This is a genomic window from Bradyrhizobium sp. UFLA05-108 (assembly GCF_059803455.1).
On sequence record NZ_JBANAZ010000037.1, the window covers coordinates 59,464 to 81,187 of the forward strand.

General features: G+C 60.1%; 20 protein-coding genes and 3 pseudogenes. 13 read left to right on the forward strand and 10 right to left on the reverse strand.

Features of this window, described 5'->3' with window-relative positions:
- Positions 1 to 169: 169 nt before the first annotated feature.
- The 3 genes and pseudogenes from SO140_RS25540 to SO140_RS25550 form a co-directional block, all read right to left on the reverse strand.
- The gene (locus SO140_RS25540) at positions 170 to 394 is read right to left on the reverse strand and encodes a hypothetical protein (RefSeq protein ID WP_498543358.1); all 225 of its coding nucleotides are present in this window, start codon (positions 392 to 394) and stop codon (positions 170 to 172) included.
- 486 nt (positions 395 to 880) lie between these two features.
- The gene (locus SO140_RS25545; RefSeq protein WP_498543359.1) at positions 881 to 1,051 is read right to left on the reverse strand and encodes a hypothetical protein; all 171 of its coding nucleotides are present in this window, start codon (positions 1,049 to 1,051) and stop codon (positions 881 to 883) included.
- A 497-nt stretch (positions 1,052 to 1,548) separates the two neighbouring features.
- Positions 1,549 to 2,975 (reverse strand): annotated as a pseudogene (locus tag SO140_RS25550) (IS1182 family transposase).
- A gap of 723 nt (positions 2,976 to 3,698) precedes the next feature.
- Between SO140_RS25550 and ltrA the strand changes: the two are divergent.
- Positions 3,699 to 4,874: a group II intron reverse transcriptase/maturase gene (ltrA, locus tag SO140_RS25555; protein WP_498543360.1), complete on the forward strand. Its 1,176-nt coding sequence runs from the start codon at positions 3,699 to 3,701 to the stop codon at positions 4,872 to 4,874.
- A gap of 247 nt (positions 4,875 to 5,121) precedes the next feature.
- On the forward strand, positions 5,122 to 5,526 hold the full coding sequence (locus SO140_RS25560; protein WP_498543391.1) for a DoxX family protein: 405 nt from the start codon (positions 5,122 to 5,124) through the stop codon (positions 5,524 to 5,526).
- 57 nt (positions 5,527 to 5,583) lie between these two features.
- Here the strand turns inward: SO140_RS25560 and SO140_RS25565 are convergent, their stop codons facing one another.
- The 3 genes and pseudogenes from SO140_RS25565 to hemH all read right to left on the reverse strand — a co-directional run bounded on the left by SO140_RS25565 (position 5,584) and on the right by hemH (position 7,442).
- On the reverse strand, positions 5,584 to 5,958 hold the full coding sequence (locus tag SO140_RS25565; protein WP_498543361.1) for a DMT family transporter: 375 nt from the start codon (positions 5,956 to 5,958) through the stop codon (positions 5,584 to 5,586).
- Positions 5,959 to 6,071: 113 nt separating this feature from the next.
- Positions 6,072 to 6,393 (reverse strand): annotated as a pseudogene (locus SO140_RS25570) (ABC transporter substrate binding protein); the annotation flags it as partial.
- Positions 6,394 to 6,404: 11 nt separating this feature from the next.
- Complete coding sequence (hemH, locus tag SO140_RS25575) at positions 6,405 to 7,442, reverse strand: ferrochelatase (RefSeq protein WP_498543362.1); 1,038 nt, start codon at positions 7,440 to 7,442, stop codon at positions 6,405 to 6,407.
- 84 nt (positions 7,443 to 7,526) lie between these two features.
- Between hemH and SO140_RS25580 the strand changes: the two genes are divergently transcribed.
- Entirely contained in the window at positions 7,527 to 7,877 is a 351-nt protein-coding gene (locus tag SO140_RS25580; protein WP_498543363.1) for an MAPEG family protein, read from the forward strand.
- Between the two features lie 659 nt (positions 7,878 to 8,536).
- Here SO140_RS25580 and SO140_RS25585 read toward each other — a convergent pair.
- Together SO140_RS25585 and SO140_RS25590 are read right to left on the reverse strand one after the other, a co-directional pair.
- Positions 8,537 to 8,941 carry an ATP-dependent DNA helicase gene (locus tag SO140_RS25585; RefSeq protein WP_498543364.1) on the reverse strand — a complete coding sequence of 135 codons (405 nt, stop codon included), beginning with the start codon at positions 8,939 to 8,941 and terminating at the stop codon, positions 8,537 to 8,539.
- A 35-nt stretch (positions 8,942 to 8,976) separates the two neighbouring features.
- Positions 8,977 to 9,408: pseudogene (locus SO140_RS25590) on the reverse strand (IS110 family transposase); the annotation flags it as partial.
- Positions 9,409 to 9,477: 69 nt separating this feature from the next.
- Here SO140_RS25590 and SO140_RS25595 point away from each other — a divergent pair.
- From SO140_RS25595 to SO140_RS25635, 9 genes are all read left to right on the forward strand, one after another.
- Complete coding sequence (locus SO140_RS25595) at positions 9,478 to 9,765, forward strand: hypothetical protein (protein WP_498543365.1); 288 nt, start codon at positions 9,478 to 9,480, stop codon at positions 9,763 to 9,765.
- A 176-nt stretch (positions 9,766 to 9,941) separates the two neighbouring features.
- Positions 9,942 to 10,658 carry an aldo/keto reductase gene (locus tag SO140_RS25600; RefSeq protein ID WP_498543366.1) on the forward strand — a complete coding sequence of 239 codons (717 nt, stop codon included), beginning with the start codon at positions 9,942 to 9,944 and terminating at the stop codon, positions 10,656 to 10,658.
- Between the two features lie 126 nt (positions 10,659 to 10,784).
- Positions 10,785 to 11,990 (forward strand): ABC transporter substrate-binding protein, encoded by a 1,206-nt coding sequence (locus SO140_RS25605; protein WP_498543367.1) that lies wholly within the window; start codon positions 10,785 to 10,787, stop codon positions 11,988 to 11,990.
- 149 nt (positions 11,991 to 12,139) lie between these two features.
- On the forward strand, positions 12,140 to 13,009 hold the full coding sequence (locus tag SO140_RS25610; RefSeq protein ID WP_283043567.1) for a branched-chain amino acid ABC transporter permease: 870 nt from the start codon (positions 12,140 to 12,142) through the stop codon (positions 13,007 to 13,009).
- Positions 13,002 to 14,087: a branched-chain amino acid ABC transporter permease gene (locus SO140_RS25615; RefSeq protein ID WP_498543368.1), complete on the forward strand. Its 1,086-nt coding sequence runs from the start codon at positions 13,002 to 13,004 to the stop codon at positions 14,085 to 14,087. Before SO140_RS25610 ends, SO140_RS25615 begins: the two co-directional genes overlap by 8 nt.
- Positions 14,084 to 14,809 carry an ABC transporter ATP-binding protein gene (locus SO140_RS25620; protein ID WP_498543369.1) on the forward strand — a complete coding sequence of 242 codons (726 nt, stop codon included), beginning with the start codon at positions 14,084 to 14,086 and terminating at the stop codon, positions 14,807 to 14,809. Before SO140_RS25615 ends, SO140_RS25620 begins: the two co-directional genes overlap by 4 nt.
- Positions 14,806 to 15,564, forward strand: coding sequence for an ABC transporter ATP-binding protein (locus tag SO140_RS25625; protein ID WP_498543370.1), 759 nt, complete (start codon positions 14,806 to 14,808; stop codon positions 15,562 to 15,564). Before SO140_RS25620 ends, SO140_RS25625 begins: the two co-directional genes overlap by 4 nt.
- A 47-nt stretch (positions 15,565 to 15,611) precedes the next feature.
- On the forward strand, positions 15,612 to 16,313 hold the full coding sequence (locus SO140_RS25630; RefSeq protein ID WP_498543371.1) for a FadR/GntR family transcriptional regulator: 702 nt from the start codon (positions 15,612 to 15,614) through the stop codon (positions 16,311 to 16,313).
- A 119-nt stretch (positions 16,314 to 16,432) separates the two neighbouring features.
- Positions 16,433 to 18,343, forward strand: a complete 1,911-nt coding sequence (locus tag SO140_RS25635; protein WP_498543372.1) for a S9 family peptidase — start codon at positions 16,433 to 16,435, stop codon at positions 18,341 to 18,343.
- A gap of 352 nt (positions 18,344 to 18,695) precedes the next feature.
- On the opposite strand, the gene SO140_RS25640 is transcribed toward SO140_RS25635, so the two are convergent.
- Both SO140_RS25640 and SO140_RS25645 read right to left on the reverse strand, forming a co-directional pair.
- Positions 18,696 to 20,399, reverse strand: a complete 1,704-nt coding sequence (locus tag SO140_RS25640; RefSeq protein ID WP_498543373.1) for a recombinase family protein — start codon at positions 20,397 to 20,399, stop codon at positions 18,696 to 18,698.
- Complete coding sequence (locus SO140_RS25645) at positions 20,396 to 20,785, reverse strand: hypothetical protein (protein WP_498543374.1); 390 nt, start codon at positions 20,783 to 20,785, stop codon at positions 20,396 to 20,398. Before SO140_RS25645 ends, SO140_RS25640 begins: the two co-directional genes overlap by 4 nt.
- Between SO140_RS25645 and SO140_RS25650 the strand changes: the two genes are divergently transcribed.
- On the forward strand, positions 20,774 to 21,454 hold the full coding sequence (locus tag SO140_RS25650) for a hypothetical protein (RefSeq protein WP_498543375.1): 681 nt from the start codon (positions 20,774 to 20,776) through the stop codon (positions 21,452 to 21,454). The genes SO140_RS25645 and SO140_RS25650 overlap by 12 nt on opposite strands.
- The last annotated feature ends 270 nt before the right edge of the window (positions 21,455 to 21,724 follow it).

Sequence of the window (21,724 nt, forward strand, 5' to 3'; positions counted from 1 at the left end):
ATCCGTTGCGGTGGAGGTCACTTCAATGCTGCTGCTCATTCCCGGCACGCGGCGGATAGCTCCGAGCTGCCCCAAGCTTTTGTAGACTGCGCTGAACTGTGGTAATCGCCTTCACCGCACCAGGCTTTGACGGCCTCAAGGCACTGCCTTTGTTTTGGAGTGAGGACAATCACGTTGATGACAATCTCGCTAAATGGGTTCGCCCAAGCAGCTTCTCATCGCGCGTTGGCAGTAGCCCGCGCTCATGAGCAAGCTTGTAGGCGTATGCGGCCGTTAGTCCATTGCTCATCGCAAGTTCGGTTCCTTTGATGGGATCGCCTAGATAAGCGTCTAGAATCTGCTCGCGAATTTCTTTGGTGACCCTGTTGCGGCTATTCCAACTTCCAGTTTTCATTTGGCGCCTCCTTATGCGAAGCAGTACACGGCATCAGACGAGTTGGAGCTAATGGGTGGGAGCGGCTGATCGCCCTGCGCTCGCGATCAGCCCATGCTCCCCGGCATGAAGCATCTGACGCCAACGAAAGCGCCGTTCAGATAGTAGGGCCAGACCATCGTGCGACCAGCGCGGTTCGGTCTATCCACGACAGCGTCGTTCGGAACATCAACCCACTCGCCATCAATGCGCACGCGATAGTGACCATCCTTAGTTTCCCAATCGACGTCATCAACGCGCTTCGCATCGCTGCCATCGCAGCAGGCCCTTTGCCACTGTGCAAGCTCTCATACCAACTGTTCAACTCAGGGTGCTGACAATCGTGCGCGCGGGCGTGACTGATTGTAGAAATCGGCTGCATGACAGTGAATACAACAAGCGTTGCATGCCAAATGTGATTATTCATCTCACACCCAATCCCGGAATCTCTCTGTGCAGTCAGGAAATTCATTCATCCGCATCGACATGCGAAATCTTTCTCAGCTCGCCGCTCGTAGTCGTCGCAAGGGCCTTAAGCTGAACCGCAATCGCTGAGTCGGTCATGGTTTGGGCGGCGCGGAGCAAAGTCTCTGCTGTTTTGAGATATTGCTTGCCACGTCGTGAGATCTGAAGCGTCATGAGGCTCTCGCGCGGTTCCCTGGCAGGTGTTCGAACGGCATTTGTAGCCAGCCCAACCAATTGCGGTCACCTTGGAGGCGAGCCCTGAAATGATCGACGCACTCCTTGGAGCAAAGCGGGGTTCGCCACGAATAATGCCGGACGAGACCAAACTTGCCATCACAAACTGCGCATCGCGCGGCACTGCCAGATCTAAGATTATCGCAGCAATGGGGCATCGTAGTCTCCTCTCGGTACTATCGTCGCTGTTCGTCGATTATCCTTTTGCACCGTCGCACTGCCTGGTGTGCGCTTTTCCTACGCGGTGCAGCCTAGGACGATCGCGGTCAGCCGCTCAATTGGACGTAGGTAATGCGCCGCCCATCCAAGGGGCCAGGGGAATGATACGAAGGTTTAGGGAGCGCGCTCCTAAAGCCGACCACTTCCGCAACGGGCCTTGGCTGTGTAAAAACGATCTCAAAGGGCGTCGGTCCCGGAAGCCGGGAGCCGCGTGTGTCTCAGGCCCCGATCGCAGCGATCAGCGGCTTGATCCCGACGATGTTCATGACCCGTGTCAGATTATAGGCCAGCACCGAGAGTGCCATTTTCGGCGGCTACTTTTGGAAGCGTTTTTGTGAGGAAGTGTGTCGCTCCCATGCGGGCCTTCATCGTGCCGAACGGATGCTCGACTGTCTCTCGACGCTGGCGCATGGCTTGTGGGTTTGCATCGAGACGCTGCTGCACAGCCTCGAGCAGATGCTCATGCTCCCATCGTGGAATCCGCCGCTCTGGCCCTGTCGTGCACTGCGATTTAAGCGAACAATTTTGACAGGCCGTGGTCCAGTAGCGCCGTAGCTTGCCGTCTTCCTCGCTCGTGAAGCGATATGGCAGTTGCTCTCCAGCCGGGCAGCGATAGGACCTCTTCAGGCAAATAGACAAAATCCTGCTTGCCGAAGCGCCCATCTGACTTGGCACCCGACGTCTGTGGCTTGGGCAGAGTTACCATGATGCCGGCCTCGTGGCACGCGAGGATCTCCACGCTGCTGAAGTAGCCGCGATCGGCAACGGCCTCGAGCGCCTCGGTCTGGAGCACTTCTTTCGCCTGCTTTGCCATATTGGCCAGTTGAGCCCGATCTAAGCCGCTGTTCGTTACCTCATGCGTCACAATCAGATGGTGCTCGGTATCCACGGCAACCTGCACGTTGTAGCCGACGACGCCGGAGCCGCGGCCGCTCGTCGCCATCGAGCGGCTATCGGGATCAGTCAAGGAGATTTGCTGGTCGGGCGATGCAAGCATCTGCTTCTCGTAAGCGGCAAGCTTGCCCATTTCCTCCTTCAGCTTCGTCAGCTTTTCGGTAAGCCTCGTCACCTTCGTGGCCAGGGCCTCCGTCGGCTCCTGCCGGTCGGCCGTGTCTAGTTGGCCCAGATACCGCGCGACGCTCTCCTCCAGCTGGGAGCGTCGCCGCTCCACCTTCGCCCGTGTGAAGTTCCTGTCCCGGTTGTTCACCGCTTTGAACTTGCTGCCGTCGATGGCAACGCTCGCCGTCGTCAGGAGACCCATCCCACGGCAGAGTTCAACGAAGCGCGCACACACCCTGCGCAGCGCCAGGCCATTGTCCTTGCGGAAGTCGGCAATCGTCTTGTGATCGGGAGTGAGCCGACCCAGCAGCCAGTTCGACATTGCGTCCGGCTTCTCGTTCGAGCCGCCGGCTCGACTGCACCCGGTTCAGATAGCCATAGATGTAGAGCTTCAGGAGAAAGAGGGATGGTACGACGGCCGACCGGTCGCCGCCGGCTCAACCTCGAAGCTCATCTCGCCCAAATCGAGCGCATCGACAAACGCATCGATCACACGGACAGGATTACTCTCGTCAATGAAATCATCGAGGCATTCGGGCAACAGCGTCCATTGCCCACGATCCGCCTCCTCAACGAAGCGCCTCATCGATTCCCCCCAAAAAGAATCATCGGAGAATCATAGCAGCGGCACAGCGTTCTCACACAGGTGCGCCGGGAGACCGGCAAGGAGTAGGTGGTGCAAGTCCACTACGATGAAGGAATAGCGAACCGCATCGACCCCGAGCCGTGCGCAGGTATCCGCGAGGATGTCGGCGAAGCGTCGGCAGGGGGACGTGCAGGCCAACCATTGAGCCGCGATAGAAAACTGATCCCGGGTGCCGACGCTGTCTGTGTAGCGGAAGGCAACATGCTCAAGAGCGTCATCGCAAGCGCTTGGGTAACCCGGCGTGGTCGAAGAACTTGGCATGCACGCACGCTCCCTGCACGGGAACCGGGAGGTCTCCGGGTTGGCCGAAAGCCCCTCTGGGTGGACGGTCCGCGACGGGAAGGCGAGGAGCCGTAGCCGTCGATGCACAATCCGGAGAAGTCTGACTCTGCCGTAGTAGCTGGGAAGTCGCCGAACAAAGCCGGGCCACCGGCGGCGGAGGCGGCGGAGCAAAGGGCAGGGACCAAGGGGAATGCGGATCAGCAAAGCACGCACCGGACGCAGACCCGGGCGCGCGTGACCTAGGCGCTGAGCCGCGTACGGCAAGCCGCAAGGCAAAGGAAGAAGGAGCGGTTCACCGCGCTTCTCCATCAGGTCAACGTCGACACGCTCCAGGTGGCATTCTACGCGCTCAAACGCAAAGCTGCCGCTGGAGTCGATGGGGTGACCTGGCAGGACTACGAAGTGAACCTTGAGCGCAATCTCGAGGATCTCCACGGAAGAGTCCACCGAGGAGCGTATCGGCCTCATCGATCGCGTCGGACATACATACCGAAGGCGGATGGCCGACAACGGCCGCTGGCGATCGCGGCTCTGGAGGACAAGATCGTCCAGGGCGCTTGCGCCATGGTGCTCAACGCCATCTACGAGGAGGATTTCCTCGGGTTCTCGTACGGGTTCCGACCTGGACGAGGGCCGCACGATGCGCTGGACGCCTTGGCGGTGGCGGTCACCAGCCGGAAGGTGAACCACATACTCGACGCCGACATCCGGGACTTCTTTGGCAGCGTCAACCATGACTGGTTGATCCGCTTCCTGGAGCACCGCATCGGCGACAAGCGCATCATCCGTCTGATCCGTAAATGGCTCAAGGCGGGTATCCTCGAAGACGGGATCGTATCCGTAGCTGACAGTGGGACTGGCCAAGGTTCGGTGATCTCACCACTCCTCGCCAATACCTACCTGCACTACGTGTTCGACCTGTGGGCCGATCGCTGGCGACGGCAAGAGGCCCGCGGCGACATGATCGTCGTGCGCTATGCAGATGATCTGGTCGCAGGCTTCGAGCATGAGGACGACGCCCGTCGATTCCTTGATGCACTGCGTGAGCGGTTCGGAGCATTCTCGCTGTCGCTCCATCCGGGCAAGACCCGCTTGGTTGAGTTCGGCCGCCACGCTGCAGCCGAGCGCAAGAAGCGCGGTATCGGTAGACCGGAGACCTTCGCGTTCTTGGGCTTCACCTTCATCTGTGGAAAATCTCGACGGGGCGCCTTCCAATTACAGCGGAAGACCCGGCGCGACCGCATGCGGACGAAGCTGCAGGAAATCAAGACGGAGCTGCGGCAAAGAATGCACCAGCCTATCCCGTCTCAGGGACACTGGTTGAGGCAAGTCGTTACAGGCCACTTCGCTTACTATGCCGTGCCCACAAACAGCCGGGCGCTCTCAGCGTTCCGGCATTACGTGGCCGACCTCTGGCGCCGCACGCTTCGGCGGCGCAGCCAGAAAGACGGCTTTACGTGGGAGCGAATGACGAAGTTGGTCGCCGACTGGCTTCCCGCGCCGCGCATCCTTCATCCATGGCCTGACCGGCGCTTCGCCGTTAAGCACCCGAGGTAAGAGCCGGATGCTCGAATTGGGCTTGTCCGGATCTCTGCGGGGGGTGTTCAGCAATGGGCATCCCTACCGCGAACCAGGGTCATTTCCGGACTCATGCTCTGCAACAAGCGATGTCCAGCATGATTTGCTCGAGCCGCTCGGCTTCCAAAAAGCCTCTATCTCATTTCGTACCGATCGCTGCCAATTGGTGCAAAAGTACGCCTTGACTGTGCCTGGCCTCAACGCAAACACACGGGGGGGGGGAATGATGATTGACGAACGGACCGTGCCTTATGCCGCTCTTCTTCTTCGGATCACGCTGGGTTTGCTCGCACTGGCCCACGCGGGACTAAAGATCTCCGTGCTTACACCGCCAGCCTTCATCAAGTACTTCGGTGGCCTTGGGCCGCCGGAATGGTTTGCGTACGCAATCATCGTGTTCGAGGTACTCGGCGGTGCAGCTCTCATACTTGGGGTTTTGGTTCGCTGGATAGCCCTTTTGTTTGCTGGAGAACTTGCCGGGACCATCGTCATGGTGCACGGCGCCATGGGATTTCTTTTTTACAATCCGAGGGGCGGCTGGGAGTTTCCCGCGCTTTGGGCCGTATCAGCCATTGCTCTGGCTCTTATCGGTGATGGGCCCTATGCCCTCGTTCGCTCATGGAATCGGTAAGGTCCCGCGCGTCGTAGCGCAGCTCATTCCCTCGAGCGTTGGGCGGACAGCACCCCCTCAAGTCCGTATAGGTCCGTTCGGGGTCATTCTCGACTGAGCCGGCCGGTCCGGCGTGCCGATGGCGAGCAGGATGTCGGGATTGAGCGCAACCAGCTCGCCCGCCTGCCGGGCGATCAACGCCCGATCGCCGGGTTCGTTAAATAGATAGATGCCGAGCGCCGCGGTGCCAACAGTGCCAATGCCGGTCCACGCCGCATAAGCCGTACCGACCGGCAGCGACTTAAGGGCGAGTCCGAGGAACCCAATGCTGGCCGCCATAGCGATGACCGTGCCGACTGTTGGCAAAAGGCGCGCGAAGCCTTCTGTGAATTTGAGGCTGATCGCCCAGGCGATTTCGCACAGGCCAGCAATAAGCAGAAAGAACCAGGCCATGGGAATACCCTAAAATTCTTGAACCACGACCAATCTCTCTCTCGGTATGCTCCAAATCAATGCTTTGAAAATCTGCAGTAGCATCTGGCCAGGCTGTCCCAAAGAGATCGAGCATAGTCGGTGAAGCCGGTGATGTTGCCGCCCGGATGCGACAGGGCTTTGACAAAACCCTGGCCAACGGGATCCGTGACGACCGCGAACACGATCGGCGCCGCCATGGCGCCAGTCGATCCGCAGATTGTCTTGCTCCTTCCAGCCAAGCGTCGCGAGCGCATCGGCCAGGATCGTCGCGCGCATCTGCCCGATCGGGTCATCGGCCGCCGTCACCGTGAGCACGCCGAGCCGGCGCGGCCCGACCGGCGCCGGCTGCGCGACCGCCGGCAGCGGCAGCAAGGCGGTGCCGCAGAGAAGTGCCAGAACCTCGCGCCGCTTCATGGGGCGTCCCCTCAGATCCAGCCCTGCAGCTCGCGCAGCACCAGGGTGCGGATCACGTCCATGCCTGGCTCGCTGTCGTTGAGGCAGGGGATTGCGGCAAACGCCTCGCCGCCATTGTGCCGGAAGATCTCGGCATTCTCCTGCGCGATCTCCTCCAGCGTCTCCAGGCAATCGGCGGCAAAGCCCGGCGTCACCACCGCGATGCGGCGCACGCCCTCGTGCGCCAGGCGCTTCATGGTCGCGTCCGTATAGGGCAGGAGCCATTCGTCATTGCCGAAACGCGACTGGAAGGTGAGCAGCAGCTTTGAGGCGTCCATGCCGAGCCGGCGGCGCAGCGCCTCGGTCGTCGCTACGCAGTGGCTCTGATAGGGATCGCCCTGCTCGACATAGGATTTCGGCATGCCGTGGAAGGAGGCGACGATCAGCTCCGGCTTGAACGGCAGGCTCGCTAGGCTCACCTCGATCGAGGCCGCAAGCGCCTCGATATAGGCCTCGTCCTCGTAGTAGGGCGGCGTCACCCGCAGCGTCGGCTGGGCGCGCAGGCGGGCGAGCACGCGAAACACCTCGTCGCACACGGTCGCCGAGGTCGAGGCCGAATATTGCGGATAGAGCGGCACCGCCAGGATCCGATCGCAGCCTTGCGCGATCAACACATCGATGCCGGACCTGATCGACGGATTGCCGTAGCGCATCGCCCAGTCCACCACGACATGCGTGCGATCGGCAAGCGCGGCGGCGAGCTTGTCGGCCTGCGAGCGGGTAATGGTCTTGAGCGGCGACTCGTTCTTCTCGGTGTTCCAGATCTTCTGATAATCGAGCGCCTTGGTGCGCGGGCGCTTTCGCAGGATGATGCCGTTCAGCACGAACTGCCAGATCAGGCCCTGGTCCTCGATGACGCGGGGGTCACTCAGGAATTCCTTGAGGTAGACGCGCACGCCCGGGGCATCCGCGGTGTCGGGCGTCCCGAGGTTGACGAGCAGCACGCCGACACGCGACGGGCTCGGCGCTGCGGAGGCCTTCGATATGTCGATCGGGAGAACGCGCGTCATGGTCCAACGGGTTCGCGCGTTGGGCCGAACTTGTCAAGATTGGGCCGACTTCGCTAGGGTTTCGGGGTGCAGGGGGAAGGAACCGTGACGCTCGCGGAATGGTGCATCGCCTCGATCAAATGGATCAGGTTATCGAAACCGCGCGACCCGGCCTTCTATGAGGATGCCATCTCGCAGCGCGCGCTGGGCGCGCACCAGAACGGCATCGAGACCTTCCCGTTCTTCGCGATTGCCGTGCTGCTCGCCGAATTCCGCGATTCCCCGCAGCGCCTGGTCGACGAACTCGCCGCACTCTTCCTGATCGTGCGGATCGCCTACGTCTTCACCTATCTCGGCAACCGCCCGACGCTGCGCTCGATCCTCTGGAGCATTGGTTTTGCGATCAACGTCGCGATCTTCTTCATGCCCGCCTTTACGCGGTTTCTGCCGGTGTGAGCGACGGAGCTTTGTGACGCGCAGCGGCCTCACCCCGTCATCCTGAGGTGCGAGCCGTGCGGTGCAATGCACCGCAGGGCGAGCCTCGAAGGTAAAGAAGCTGCTTGAGAGGAGCGGAAGGGTCTCGATCAGCTCCGGGGCGTTGATGTGATGGCCGATGCCGAGACTGATCCGAGTACGCGCCTTGCCGCTCTAATTCAATGCGGGACAGCCTTAGGGTTTGCTGGTTGCGGGAACGACATCCGTCAGAAACAAGCCCACGAGCGAGATGGGCGCCGTTTTGCCGTCTCGCTATCACCTTCACATAGTAGTACCGGGCGTTTCGAGCGCCTCCTGTTGGCAGAAATCGCCGGCGACGCTGTGTTCGCGTGCGTTGCACAAAGCTTCGCCTGCATTCGACGGCCAATGGGACAGCTGTCGACGAAAAGGCGCAGGTTCAGATGTTCTTCAGCGCCAAAGCGAACAGTAGTCTGGCTGGAATACGCCACGCATTTGGCAAGGGTATCTTCCGGGCGGAAGCCGCTGCGTATGCCACCCAGTGAGTGTTCCACTGTTTCCTGTTTCATGACCCACGACTCCGTGCTTTCGATGGAACACCGAGCTATCGGGACGAATGACAGCACCAAGTCGTCATGACATGCTTACATTCACAGTCCGCCTCATCTTATCGGCATCGATAGTTTTGCTGATGCCAGCCATTCACTCAACTTGGACCACCGCCTTCGCCCCGAGATGTTGCGAACCGCGATGGCAACGGCGTTCTTCTGACCGACCAAAACGACTAGCTTCTTGCCCCGGGTGACGGCGGTATAGAGCAGATTTCGTTGCAGCATGGTGTAGTGCTGCGTCATAATCGGAATGACCACGGCCGGATATTCTGAACCCTGGCTCTTGTGGATAGTTGCGGCGTAGGCCGGCACCAGCGTGTCGAGTTCACCGAACCCGTAGGGGATGATGCGGCCGTCGAAGCTGGCGTTGAGCTCGCCGTCATCGGGATCAACATCGTCTATGTAGCCGATGTCGCCGTTATAAACCTCCTTGTCGTAGTCGTTCTCAATCTGCATCACCTTGTCGCCGGGTGCGAACGTCCAACCGAATTCTGGTTGATGATGCCGGTGCGTCGTGACACCAGCCGCTCGCGCACGCGATGCAGCGCCTGCAGATCCAGTTGCTCCGCGGTCTTGGTCGCCACGAACGTCATCGTCGGGCGCTGCACGGCTTCGGCAATCGCTTCGGCATCATTGAAGTCATTCTTCTGTCCCTTCGAATAGGGCCGCACGTATTTCGCCGGCATCAGCTGGGCGTCGTGGCCGAGCACCTGTAGCTTGCGGCTGAGATGATGCGCGCCGACGCAGGCCTCCATCCCGATCAGGCACGGCGGCAGGTTGGCGAGCCGGGTCTTCACCTGGCCGCGTGACCACTTCTGCCGCAGCACGATGGCGCCGCGGTGATCATGACCCACGATGTGGAACGAGGTCTTGCCGATATCGATGCCAATCACGGCGATCGTCGCGTTGAGTTTCTGAGACATGGCGTGCTCCTTTACTTGAGCGCCCCTTGCCAGCTTCTCGTGCTGGCAGGGCCGCGGCACGGCCGGACCATGCCTCGGCATCAGGAGCAATTCGGTTGCACGATCAGCATCGGTCTGCACCGCGGCACACTCTATACGTTCCGCTCCTTTCTCTACGGCCGCGACGTCTGGATCGCCTCGCAACTGCAGAGTGCATCGGTTAAGCTCTTGGGGAGCGAGGAGAACGGCATCTTTGTCACCGGCGCAGTCCGCAGCGCGCTGTTCGGCACTCCATCGCATAACCGGCTTGAGCCCGTCACGCTGCTCCCGTTGCCACGGTCTCTTGCCGGGATAGAGGTCTATCGCTTGTGCCAATGAGGTGCCCGACTGGCAGCGGGACACAACGGAGCGCTGAGCTAATCCCGGGGCGTCCCCTCTCGGCTGACAACGCACCGCAACGCAAACTGAGGATTGTCCGGGGTTGGTCGCCGCGACGCTAACTATCAATTGTCGAATAAAGAAGACCGATTCTAGGCTGGCCGGCGCTTCCGAAGATGCATTGGGCGGGGCCGCTCGAGCTGCTTCCGGTTTTCGACTACAGCTACGACGGCGTCAAGCGCTCGATCGAGCAATCGGTGATACGTCTTGGCTTCGAGCAAATCGACGTACTTTTCATTCATGACGTTGATCGCTGGACGCAGGGGAAGGATTTTCCTCGCACGTTCGCAGCCGCGATGGAGGGGGCGTATCGTGCGCTCGACGATCTGCGAAAGCATGGCTCCGTCAAGGCGATCGGCGTTGGGATAAACGAAGCCGACGTTGCTGCCGATTTTCTCCGGGCAGGCGACTTCGACTGCATCATGCTCGCCGGGCGGTACACGCTCCTCGATCAAAGCGCGCTCGATGTGTTCATGCCATTGGCGAAATCACGCGGTGTGGATGTGTTCATGGCCGCGGTGTTCAACTCGGGCTTGCTGGCGAAACCGACCGCGAAAGACGTCACTTACGACTATGCGGTTGCGTCTGACGAGATTGTCGGCCGTGCAAGGCGCATCGCAGCGATCTGCGGCGAGTTCAATGTCCCGATCCAAGCGGCGGCGATTCAATTTCCGCGAGGCTACCCCGCTGTCAAGACCGTCGTCCTGGGCATGAGCAAACCTGATCGAATCCGGCAGAACCTGAATTGGTGCTCGACAAAGATTCCGTCGGCGCTTTGGGATCGCCTCAAGGAGGAACGGCTCATTAGAGAGGATGCGCCATCGCCCGCCTAGGGCACGACGAGTCAATCCTTCGGAAGACATTTGACTCCAAATTGGTAGGGCCATAGGCTGACTCTAATCGGCCGTTGCGTTATACGGTCCGAGGGAGGACGACCAATGAGGCGAGCATTATGGAGCATGGTCGCGGCCGCGGCGCTCGTCGCCGCCACTGGAGCCAAGGCCGATGACACGGTCAAAATCGGGGTCAACGCCGCTTTGACCGGGACGTTCGTGTCGGCCGGCAACACCATCCACAACGGTGTCAAGTTGGCTGTTAAGCAGATCAATGACGCCGGCGGCTTCGTGGTGAATGGCAAGACTTACAAACTCGAGCCCATTTACCGAGACAATCGCACGGACGTGAACACGGCAATTGCGAACGCACGGGAGCTGGTGGACGACATCGGCGTCAAGGCGATCTGGGGCACCGAGAGCCACGATTTCTCGATCGCCATGACCAAGATCACCAATCCGGCGAAAGTCATCCAGTTTACCGGCAACAGTTCGCTCGGCTGCTGCCTCACCGAGGACTCGACGAAACCCGGAGGCGCGCTGCACTATACCTTCCAGACCGAGCCGCAGGAGTTTCAGCGGAGCGGCAGCACCGCCAAAGGCGTGCTGACGCTTCTCGAGCCGCTGCTGGGATACAAGCCAAAAGCGTCAGTCGTCTTCGTCCAAGACGACGCGGGCGGGCAATACCTCTCGTCGCACTATGAGCTGGCGCTGAAGGCCAACGGGCAGCAGACCGACTTGATAAAGTATCCGCCGGAGACGAAGGACTTCACGCCCTTGCTTACCCGGGTAAAGGCGGACAAGCCCGATGTCGTGCACATTTGGTACAACGGCGATTATGTGATGATCGCCTATCCCCAGGCGGTTCAGCTCAACGTCGCGCCTTCCTACTTCCTATTCGGCGTCGATCCGGGGGTCTGGAAGGAACGGAACCTAAAATCCACGGTGCCGATCACCCTGAGCTGCGTTCCCGTATGTTGGGGCGCCCCGCCCTTCCAAGGAGCCAAGGACTACTTCGATCAGTACTTCGCCCTCGGCGCTCCGAAAGGTGTCCAGTCCTCGGTGTCTCTGCTGTACTACGATTATGTCGGAATGTTCGTGAAGGCTATGCAAGCCGCGGGCACCGTCGACGATACCGACAAGATTGTCGCCGAACTTGAGAAGATGAAATACCAGGGCGTGGTGTCGCAGGTTCCGCTGTATTTCAACGACAAGCATCAGGTGACCTTTGCGACCGAGGTGTGTCTCGTCATGCCCAACACTTCGGATCAGTTCAAATGCGCCGTCGAACAGCCGCCGGAGACCCCGCCTCCAGGCGATCCTGGCGGTTGAGGCGCACTGTTAAGTCACGGCGCTCATAAGCAGTCGCCGATGACCTTACGAAAAGCGATAGGACCTGAGGCGGACCGCAAATCGCCGATCCGCCTTCAAGGTCCAGAGGTTTTCGTTGCGAAAAGTGCTTTGGATCCTAGAGTAAGGCCATGGAGACTTTCCTCCAGGAATTGGTCAACAGCCTTTCTGTCGCCAGCGTCATCATTCTGATGGGCATTGGCGTGACGCTCATATTTGGATTGACCGGTATCATCAATTTCGCCCACGGCGAATTTCTCATGCTCGGGGGCATTGGGGTCTGGGTTCTCGTCGAAAATGGCGTGGGCTACGTTCCGGCCGTTCTGATTGCGGTCGCGCTCGTTGGCCTGCTCGGGTTCCTATTGGAGCGGGGGCTTTTTCAGTTCACGTTGCTCCGCCCAAACAATGGTTTCATGGCCTCACTCGGCCTGTCGATCGTGATCCAGCACGTTGTCATCCGCATCTGGAACTCGTTCTCGAAGAGCATTCCGGAACCGTTGCCCGGCGTCTGGCAGATCGGTGAGATACGCTTCATCAAGATGCGCGTGGTGGTTGTCGTCATCACCGCCATCGTCGTCGCAGTCACGTTCTTCACGATCTCTCGCAGCCGATACGGGCTTGCGCTCCGCGCCAGCCTGGCAGACCGACAGACTGCGGCCCTGATGGGGATCCCTATCCGGCGCTATATCACCGTGATCTTCGCCTATGGCAGTGCCATCGCCGGTCTCGGCGGTGCGCTTACGATCGCCCTGTTCCCGATTACGCCGTTCGTCGGATCCGAAATGATCATGCTTGGGTTCGCTGTCTCGCTTATCGCCGGACTTGGCAATGTCGCAGGCGTCGTTGGGGCTGGACTGATCCTCGGACTCGTCAACGGGCTCAGCGGCGCGTATGGGACCCCGGAATGGACCAACGCCTATACGTTTGGGCTGATGATCCTGATCCTCATCTTCCGACCGCAGGGGTTGTTTGGCGGCACGATGGGGCCGGCGATTGAATAAGGATGCTTCATCCGCAGTCGCCGTTGCGACAGCGTCCACCCGCCGGCCGATCCAGGAGCGGCGTCGCCAATTCTGGCCGTCGCGCGAGCTGATGGTCGTAGCCGCGCTGGTCGTATTTGGGGTGCTGGTTCTGCCCTGGCTCAATCCCGGCTATCGAATCCTATCGTTCGCCATTACCACCGGCGTCACAGCGATCGTGCTTTATGGGATGGCGATTCCGTTCGGTCAGGCCGGGATCATGTCCTTGGGGTACGCCGGCCTCATGGGCTTCGGCGCCTACACTGCGGCCATCCTTTCACGCGACTTCGGCATGAACATGTGGGAGGCGATGCCATTCTCGGCCGTCGTTGCGGCGGTGTGCGCGGGGCTGTTCGGCCTCCCTTCGCTTAGGATCAGTGGGCACCACTTCGCCATCACGACCTACGTTATGTGCGAGCTCTTGCGGATTTCTCTAATCAACGGCGGCAAGTTCACTGGCGCGGCGACCGGACTTGACGTGCCGCCGGTCGGCACCGTTCTGGGCGTTAATTTCAACAAGTTGGGCAACGCATACTTGCTCGTGGCGGCATTCATGCTTGCAAGCATGCTGATCGCCTACCTCATTGCGAACTCGAAGTACGGGCGGACGTTGCGCTCGATCCGCGAGAACGAGCAGCTGGCGAGATCGGTCGGCATAAACACCAACCTGTACAAGGTCGGAGCGTTCATGCTGAGCGGCCTGTTCGCGGGCGTCGGGGGCGATCTGCAAGCCTACAACTTTCGCCACATTTCGCCGGACCTCTACGGCGGCGCGACCAGTCTCTACTTCGCCCTCATGGTAATGCTCGGCGGACCGCGGACCATTTTCGGCCCCTTGACCGGAGCCGTGATCGTGACGTTCCTGCCGGAAGTGATGCGGGTCGAGCCGGTCGATTCGCGCATAGCCTATGGCCTCGCCCTTATCGCGGTGATCATGCTGCTGCCGGGAGGAATCATCGCGGTGCTTGAGCGCGGCTACCAGTGGGGTGTCGCCGCTGTTCACGGCGCTCGAACGTCAGTGAGCCGGCGCCTCTCGAGCTTGAGAGGCGCCCCGAGATGACCGTGCTCGAGATCATCGGCCTCCGAAAGAAATTTGGCGGCGTCGTCGCGCTCGCCGGCGTCGATGTGACGATCAAGTCCGACGTGATACTCGGCGTCATCGGACCCAACGGCTCCGGCAAGACGACACTGTTTAACTCAATATGCGGCGTCTATCGTCCTGACGGCGGGACCGTGCGCTGGGAAGGAACCGACATTACCGGCAGGCCGGCTTTCGCAATTGGCCGCCTAGGCATCGGGCGCACCTTCCAGCAGGCGATGTCCTTCCCGGCTCTGTCGGCTCGCGAGAACGTGCAGATTGCGATCGAGCACGGGTCGAGGCGGCGGCATAATGGGATACGACCATGGACTTCGCCGGACGAACTGCTTGACTTCGTCGGCCTAGGAACGTTCGCCGAGGACAGCGCGAATTCCATGCCGTTCGGCAATTTGCGTCGGCTCGGCATCGCCGTCGCCCTCGGGTCGTACCCATCGCAATTGCTGCTGGACGAGCCGGCCGCAGGGCTCAATGAAGGCGAGAGCGTTGAACTCATTCAACTCATTCGCCGCGCGCACCAGCTGGGCGTCGGCGTCTGCGTGATCGATCACCACGTAGGCATGATGTCCGAGCTTTGCAACCATCTGGTTGTGCTGCATTTCGGGACCAAGATTGCCGACGGTCCGACTGATGCGGTCCTAAACGATCCAAAGGTGATCGAGGTCTACCTCGGGGGACGACAATGAGCCTCCTCCGCGTGGAAGACCTGTGGACCGCTTATGGACCCATCGTGGTCAACCGCAGTGTATCGCTGACAGTGGGTGAGGCGGAGATCGTGACGATCATCGGCTCTAACGGCGCAGGCAAGTCAACGCTGCTCAAAACAATAGCGGGGCTGAAACGTCCGAAGAGCGGTTCCATTCGCCTTTGGGAGAAGGACGTCACCGGGCTATACGCCGATAAGATGGCCCGGATCGGCGTCGTTCTTGTGCCCGAGGGCCGCCGCATCTTCCCTGACATCACCGTCCGCGACAACCTGCGTCTCGGCGGGTACGCCCGCTACGACCCGGCGGGCGTTGAAGAAGACATCGCGGTCATGGAATCTATCTTTCCGGTGCTGTTGGAGAAGCGGGAAGCGAAGGGGTCCGACCTCAGTGGTGGCCAGCAGCAGATGCTGGCGATCGCGCGAGGTCTCATGGCCAAGCCGCGCGTTCTGCTTCTTGACGAACCGTCGCTTGGATTGGCGCCAATCGTCGTGAATGAGGTCAGTACGATCATCAAGTCCGTGCGCGACAGGTTCGGCGCAGCGGTGCTACTTGTCGAGCAGAACGCAAGTCTGGCGTTGGCGGTCGCCGATCGCGGCTACATCATGCAGACGGGGCGCATCATCGCCGAAGGCCTCATCGAGCAGCTGAGGGATTTGGACTTGGTCCGGGAAACCTATCTCGGCGATCGCCACGGCCGACGGGACCGACAGGGCAAGCCACAAGCGGTGCGATGACTTTGGAAACCACGCGCAGTCGCCCCCGCAGACCGGCGAGTTCAAGCTTGGTTAAGACCGTGGGCCGGGCCCCGAATCTCCCTTCGCAGGTCGCCCGCCTGATATCCGACGAAATTCTGGCCGGTCGGTTCAAACCAGGCGATCGTCTACCGACGGAACGCGAACTCGCGGAGACGTTCGGCGTCAGCCGCAATGTGGTTCGCGAGGCAATCGCCAAATTGCGATTCGAAGGGGCGGTGGAGCCCCGCCAAGGGTCCGGCGTCTTTGTGCTGGGCAACAAGGCGCACTTGGCGCTGCGCATCGACACCGAGATTTGGCGTGACGCGAGACTGTTCTCGAATCTCTTCGAATTGCGGTCCATCCTGGAGGTCGAGACTGCGGGGCTGGCCGCGGCTCGCCGCACTCGGAGCCAGCTTGCCGAAATAAAAAAGGCGCTGCAGGAGCTGCGTCTCCAGGCTCTAGAGTACTCAGTCGACGCAGATCTTGAGTTCCACAGGGCGATCGCTCGCGCGAGTGACAATACGTATGTCGCTACTTTCGTCAATTTCATTTCCGAGCACGTCCGCACAAGCATCGCCAAGGCCAATGAACGCATCGACGGCCCTACGCGCGCCCGCACCAACGAGCAGGAGCATGCCGCCATCTACGAAGCAATCAAGGACAAGGACGTCGTACGCGCGCGAAAGTGCATGAGGCAGCACATCGCGAACGCCATGGAGCGCTTGGGCCTGGTTGAAGGTCGCCGTTAAGGAGGTTGGGTTCTCGGCAGCCGCGATGGCCCTGATTCGTGCCGGCATAGCTCAGATGCGTTATCCGGTGGAGCGACCGTTAATGGGAGTCGTAAACCCAACTGCGACGGAGAAGCTTCATGATGGGTCAGCAGATCAGTAGTTTCGGATCCTGGACCTCCCCCATCACAGCCGGCGTGGCTGTGGCCGAAACCGGATCACTCTCGGAGCCGCGGATTGACGGCGACAATATCTACTGGATCGAGGGGAGACCCCTCGAGAAGGGCCGCAACGCCGTGGTGGCCAGAGCCGCCGACGGCACGATCAGAGACATCACGCCGTCCCCCTTCAACGCGAGATCGCAGGTCTATAGCTACGGAGGGGGCGCCTATGCCGTCAGCAACGACGTCGTGTATTTCGTCAATTTCGGCGACAATCAAATCTACCAGCAGGTTGCGGGCGGCGTTCCGACGAAAATCACGTCGAGTGCGAATTGCTTGTTTGCAGACATTTGCGTCGACGCCGCTCGAAATCGGCTAATCGCGATCAAAGAGGAACGCCCGAACGGTGACATCATCAAAGCGATCCATATGCTGGTCGCCATCGACATCGCGACGGGCCGTGAAGTAACACTCGACAGCGGGTGTGACTTCTACTCGTCGCCGACGCTCAACGTCGATGGGTCAAAACTTGCGTGGCTAAGCTGGCAACATCCAAACATGCCGTGGACTTCCACTTATTTGAATGTCGCAGGTCTCGATCAGGCGGGCACGCTGACAGACAAACAAATCGTCCAGGGCGGTTCCGAATCGATATTTCAGCCACAATGGTCGCCGGACGGGAGGCTCTACTTCATTTCCGACCGCACAGATTTCTGGAACCTGTATCGATGTAACACCTCTGGCGTGGAGCACATCTTGGCTCGAGACGCGGAATTCGGTGTCCCTCAGTGGCTGCTCGGCCTCTCGACCTACGCGTTTATGTCACCCGAGATTCTGATCTACTCGTTTGTCCAAAACGGTAGATGGCGCCTGGGCCGACTAGAATTGCCGACATTGATCGCTCACGACTATCCGATGGAATTTTCTTCCTTGTCGGGTGTGCATGCGACGGCAACGACAATAGCGATCCGTTATGCCACCATGACATCGCCGCCGGCAATCGCGACCGTCGATGTGAACACGGGAGCGGTTTCGCCGATCAAGCTCCTGGTCTCCTCAGCCAGCTTGCAAGAATTCCAGAACTACTTTTCGACGCCCCAATCGATCGAATTTCGAACAGGCGATGGCGAAATTGCCCATGCCTTCTATTTTCCTCCCTACAATCCAGACTGGCGGGCGCCAGCCTCGGAAAAGCCTCCGTTACTCGTGAAAAGCCATGGCGGGCCAACCACCGCGACCGATTCGGCGCTCGATCTTTCGGTGCAATTCTGGACCAGTCGGGGATTCGGTGTTCTTGACGTGAATTATCGTGGAAGCACTGGGTATGGAAGGAAATACCGGGAAAGGCTTTACGGCCAATGGGGTGTCATTGACGTCGTGGATTGCATTACGGGCGCGAAATTCCTTGCCGCTCGTGGCGATGTCGACGATGGAAAGTTAGCGGTCAGGGGCGGCAGCGCTGGCGGCTATACGACGTTGTGCGGGCTCACCTTTCATACCGAGTTTGCCGCCGGTGCGAGCTACTACGGAATCAGTGATCTGGTTGCACTCGCCACCGAGACGCATAAGTTCGAGTTGCACTACACCGACTGGCTCATTGAGCCATTTGTGTCCGACAGCGCACTTTACCACGACCGTTCGCCGATCAATTTCGCCGACAGGCTCTCCGCCCCAGTGATCTTTCTTCACGGTAAGGACGATCCTGTTGTGCCGATCAATCAGGCACAAAGCATGTACTCTGCGCTTCAACGCCGAAACGTCCCGACTTGTCTGCTTATATTCCAGGACGAGAAGCACGGATTTCGTCAGTCCGCACATCTTCGCCAGGCGCTTGAAGCGGAGCTCCTGTTCTATTCCATGAACTTGACACGGGCCCCACTTACATCGTGATGTCGCACATTTGCGGCATCGGAGCCTACCCGCGCCAGGTCGTGGCGAGAGTCGTGGAGACATGCAGTCCTGTAACTCGCTGGCCTTGCTGGTGCAGGAAGCCGTTAGGGCGCGACCCGCTCGGTGGCGCCCCTGAGGATGGCGCTGCGCTTGCCGCAAGCCTGGCAGACAAAACGCGGCTTCAGCGAGCGCCTTTGCCTGTTCCAGACCCACCTGGCCCGTGACCCACCTGGCCCGTAACCTAGAGCACAGTCTCGGACCAGCCGGACCAATACGCTGGGCCATCTCAGCGAGTGTGGATATCGCAAATGAACTCAGCTTCTTTGGTAGAACGCACGATTGTTGCGGTCGATTATTTCATCAACCGTGCGATTTCTGGCGCTTGGGAATCGGTTTGTCGTTCCGCGCTCGGGGGGGAACGTAGGTAGCGCTCCCCCGCTACCATCGATCCCCCCGACATAGCCATATTCGGAAACAGGGCCGGATTTTCGCAGAGGGCGGCCAGCCGTCCCTTGATGTCAATCCGAACGGTCCGATCGTCCGCGGCGTTGGCTTTGGTTCCGGCGCCGCCTGGGCGGCTGGGGCTGGCATGCACAATGATCGCCGTCACCAGCTCGCGGATGGTGGCAAACTCGGTGGGAGTGCCGCGCTTCAACTCATCTGCGAGTTCCACCACTGCGCGCTTGTAGCGGTCGAGCGCCTTGGGGTGCAGGGCGATCACGTTGTCGGCTTCCTTGGCGGTCTCAAGCCGACTGGCAATGCTCACGCGCTCAGCTTCCAACTCGCGCATTCGAGGGATGATCGGCTCAGGCGGTGCGCCCTTGGTGATCGCATCGACGGCGCGCTTGATCTCGCGCTCGATCTCACCGAGGCGCCGATCGAGCCGGGTGCGTTCGGTGCTTGCCTCCTTCTTGAGCCGCTTGCGCTCGGCGTTATAGGCATCGACAAATTCGGTGATCACTTCGGGATGGGCGAGGTGTTGGCGCAAACCCTTGATCGCCAGCGCCTCGATGTCATCGAGGTAAACGCGACGACTGTTTGTGCACGAGCCGCTCTCCTTGTAGGAGCTACATTGTAGACGTACGCCTTTGCGATCGGCGCCGTTGGATGACATGCCGCCGCCGCAGCAGCCGCATTTGATCAGCCCTGAAAAGACCCGCTTGGGGGCGCGCGCCTTTTGAACCGTCGATGGGCTCGCGTCGTGGCGACGGTCGGACTTGATGACCTGCGCCGCCTTGAACGTTTCGTCATCGACGATGCGCAGATGCGGCGCCTCGACGATCTTGTATTGATCCTTTGGATTGGGGCGCGAGAGACGCTTCCGCGTCACGGGGTCTTTCACCATCCGCACTTTATTCCAGACGATGCGCCCGGCATAAAGATCGTTCAAAATCATGCCGCCTCCGCGAGCGGCGTGACCGTTGATGGTCGAACCGTTCCAGAGCCGGCCACGCGGCGGACGCACGCTGCGTTTGTTGAGGTCGTGCGCGATTTGACGCGGTGTCTCGCCGGCGATGTAGCGCGCAAAGATCTGGCGAACGATCTCGGCCTCGTCCTCGACGACCTCCAACTCGCCGGGCTTTCCGGGCACCGCACGATAGCCGTATGCGCGCCCGCCAGCGTGCCGCCCGTCGCGGATCACGCCTTCAAGGCCGCGTCGCGTATGCAGCACAAGGTTCTCGATGTACATCTCGCTCATGAGTGCACGCAACGCGCCATCGAGCCTGCCGACTTTACCTGCGGCAGTGTGGATCGCGACGCCAAGATGATCGAGGTGTTTGCGGGTGGTGTGATAGTCGGCTTGGTCGCGGAACAGACGATCCATGTCTTCGGCGACGATGACATCGAACAAGCGCCCCTCAGCGGCGCGCATCAAAGCCTGAAGGCCGGCGCGGGTGATTGCGCCAGTGCCGGAGATGGCGCGATCCTCAAAAGTCGAGATCACGGCCATGCCCTCGCGCGCGCACAGGTCGCGGCAGAGGGCGATCTGATCGTCAATGGAGCGATCCTTCTGACGGTCGGATGAATAGCGGGCGTACAGCGCAGCGCGGATCATGGGTTTTCGCTCGTCGCAGGTTGGGATGCTTGGCGGGCCGCGATCTCCGCCTCATGATCCTCGCGCGCGAGCCTCTTGGCAAGCTCTCGCACATAACGAAGAACGGCGTCGTCGGGCCGATCCAGTGGTATTATAGGAATCGCGCCTTCGTCCGGCGCAATCACGCCCCGCGGTTGCAACACACGTTTCGGTGTCGCCAATTCGTGTTGATGGTGTTTGTGTTTCAACGGCGGGATTGAGCGAGCGTGCTTTGCGGGAAGTTCTGTCCGGGCTTGTTTTGCGCCGTAAATTGACGCAGCATTACTGCCGCGTGAAGAAAAACCGGCGGTGCTTTTTCGCGCTGCCGAATAGCGTTTCAAATCGGCCAGGCCGACATGACCAAGCACAGGCCGCCCCCTAGCAAAGCAGCAGGCCCTGAGCAGCGGCTCGATAGGCTGTTAGCGGCGATGGGCATTGCCGAAGACAACCCCTTTCTGCAAGTTGGCTGGGAAAGCGAACTTGAACAGATCAAACGTGAATACGAGCGCCGGGTTGCGCAGTTGAGCAAACAACCTAACCGCAAGCTGGTGCTCCGGTATCGCGCGGCCGTCACCAAGCACCTTTCGCTCGCCAAAAAAGTAGGACCTGATTTCTTGGCTGAAATCGAGGAGGCGGGCTGGTCCCGGCAAAATCCCAATGCTGATGTCGGTGACCTGCACATGGTGATGACCGATTGGATGACCGAACATGGTTACAAACGGCGCGATTTGATCGCTGTGCTAACGGCGCACGGATCGGATATCGACCACTGGCTGAAGACCACGGGTGAGACATACAAAAAACGATACGTGCGGAAACTGGTCGTGGAACCGTTTCTGCAGCTGATGGCCGAGCAGAAGATCACAACGAGCCGCAAGCAGCTGCCGCGTAAACGGATGTTTGACGCGCTGTTCGATTGGGTCGGCGTCGAACGGAAATTCCGACCTTCCGATGCTGCCATCAATGCGATTGCCAGAGGGCTAGAAGCCTGCGCCAGCGCCTCGGAGTCAAACGCTAAGCAGCGAACCGAAAATTGACCGCCGCTTTTCCTGTGCTTTACCGAGACTGAGCCTCAGAATGAAAGAACCCCACCGCGTCACCGCGGCAGGGTTCTTTCAAAAACTGGGTCGCGTCCCAGTCATTGGCTAGTCACCAACTACCATTGATGATGCCATGGCAGGCGCGACCTCAGCAAAGCTGAGGTTTCTCTACCGATGAGTTTCACCGTCATCCCGTGTGGGCACGAACCCGCGCCGCCCATTCTGCCGCATCAGCCCAATGGTCCCGATTCTCGGTCTAGCTCGGCG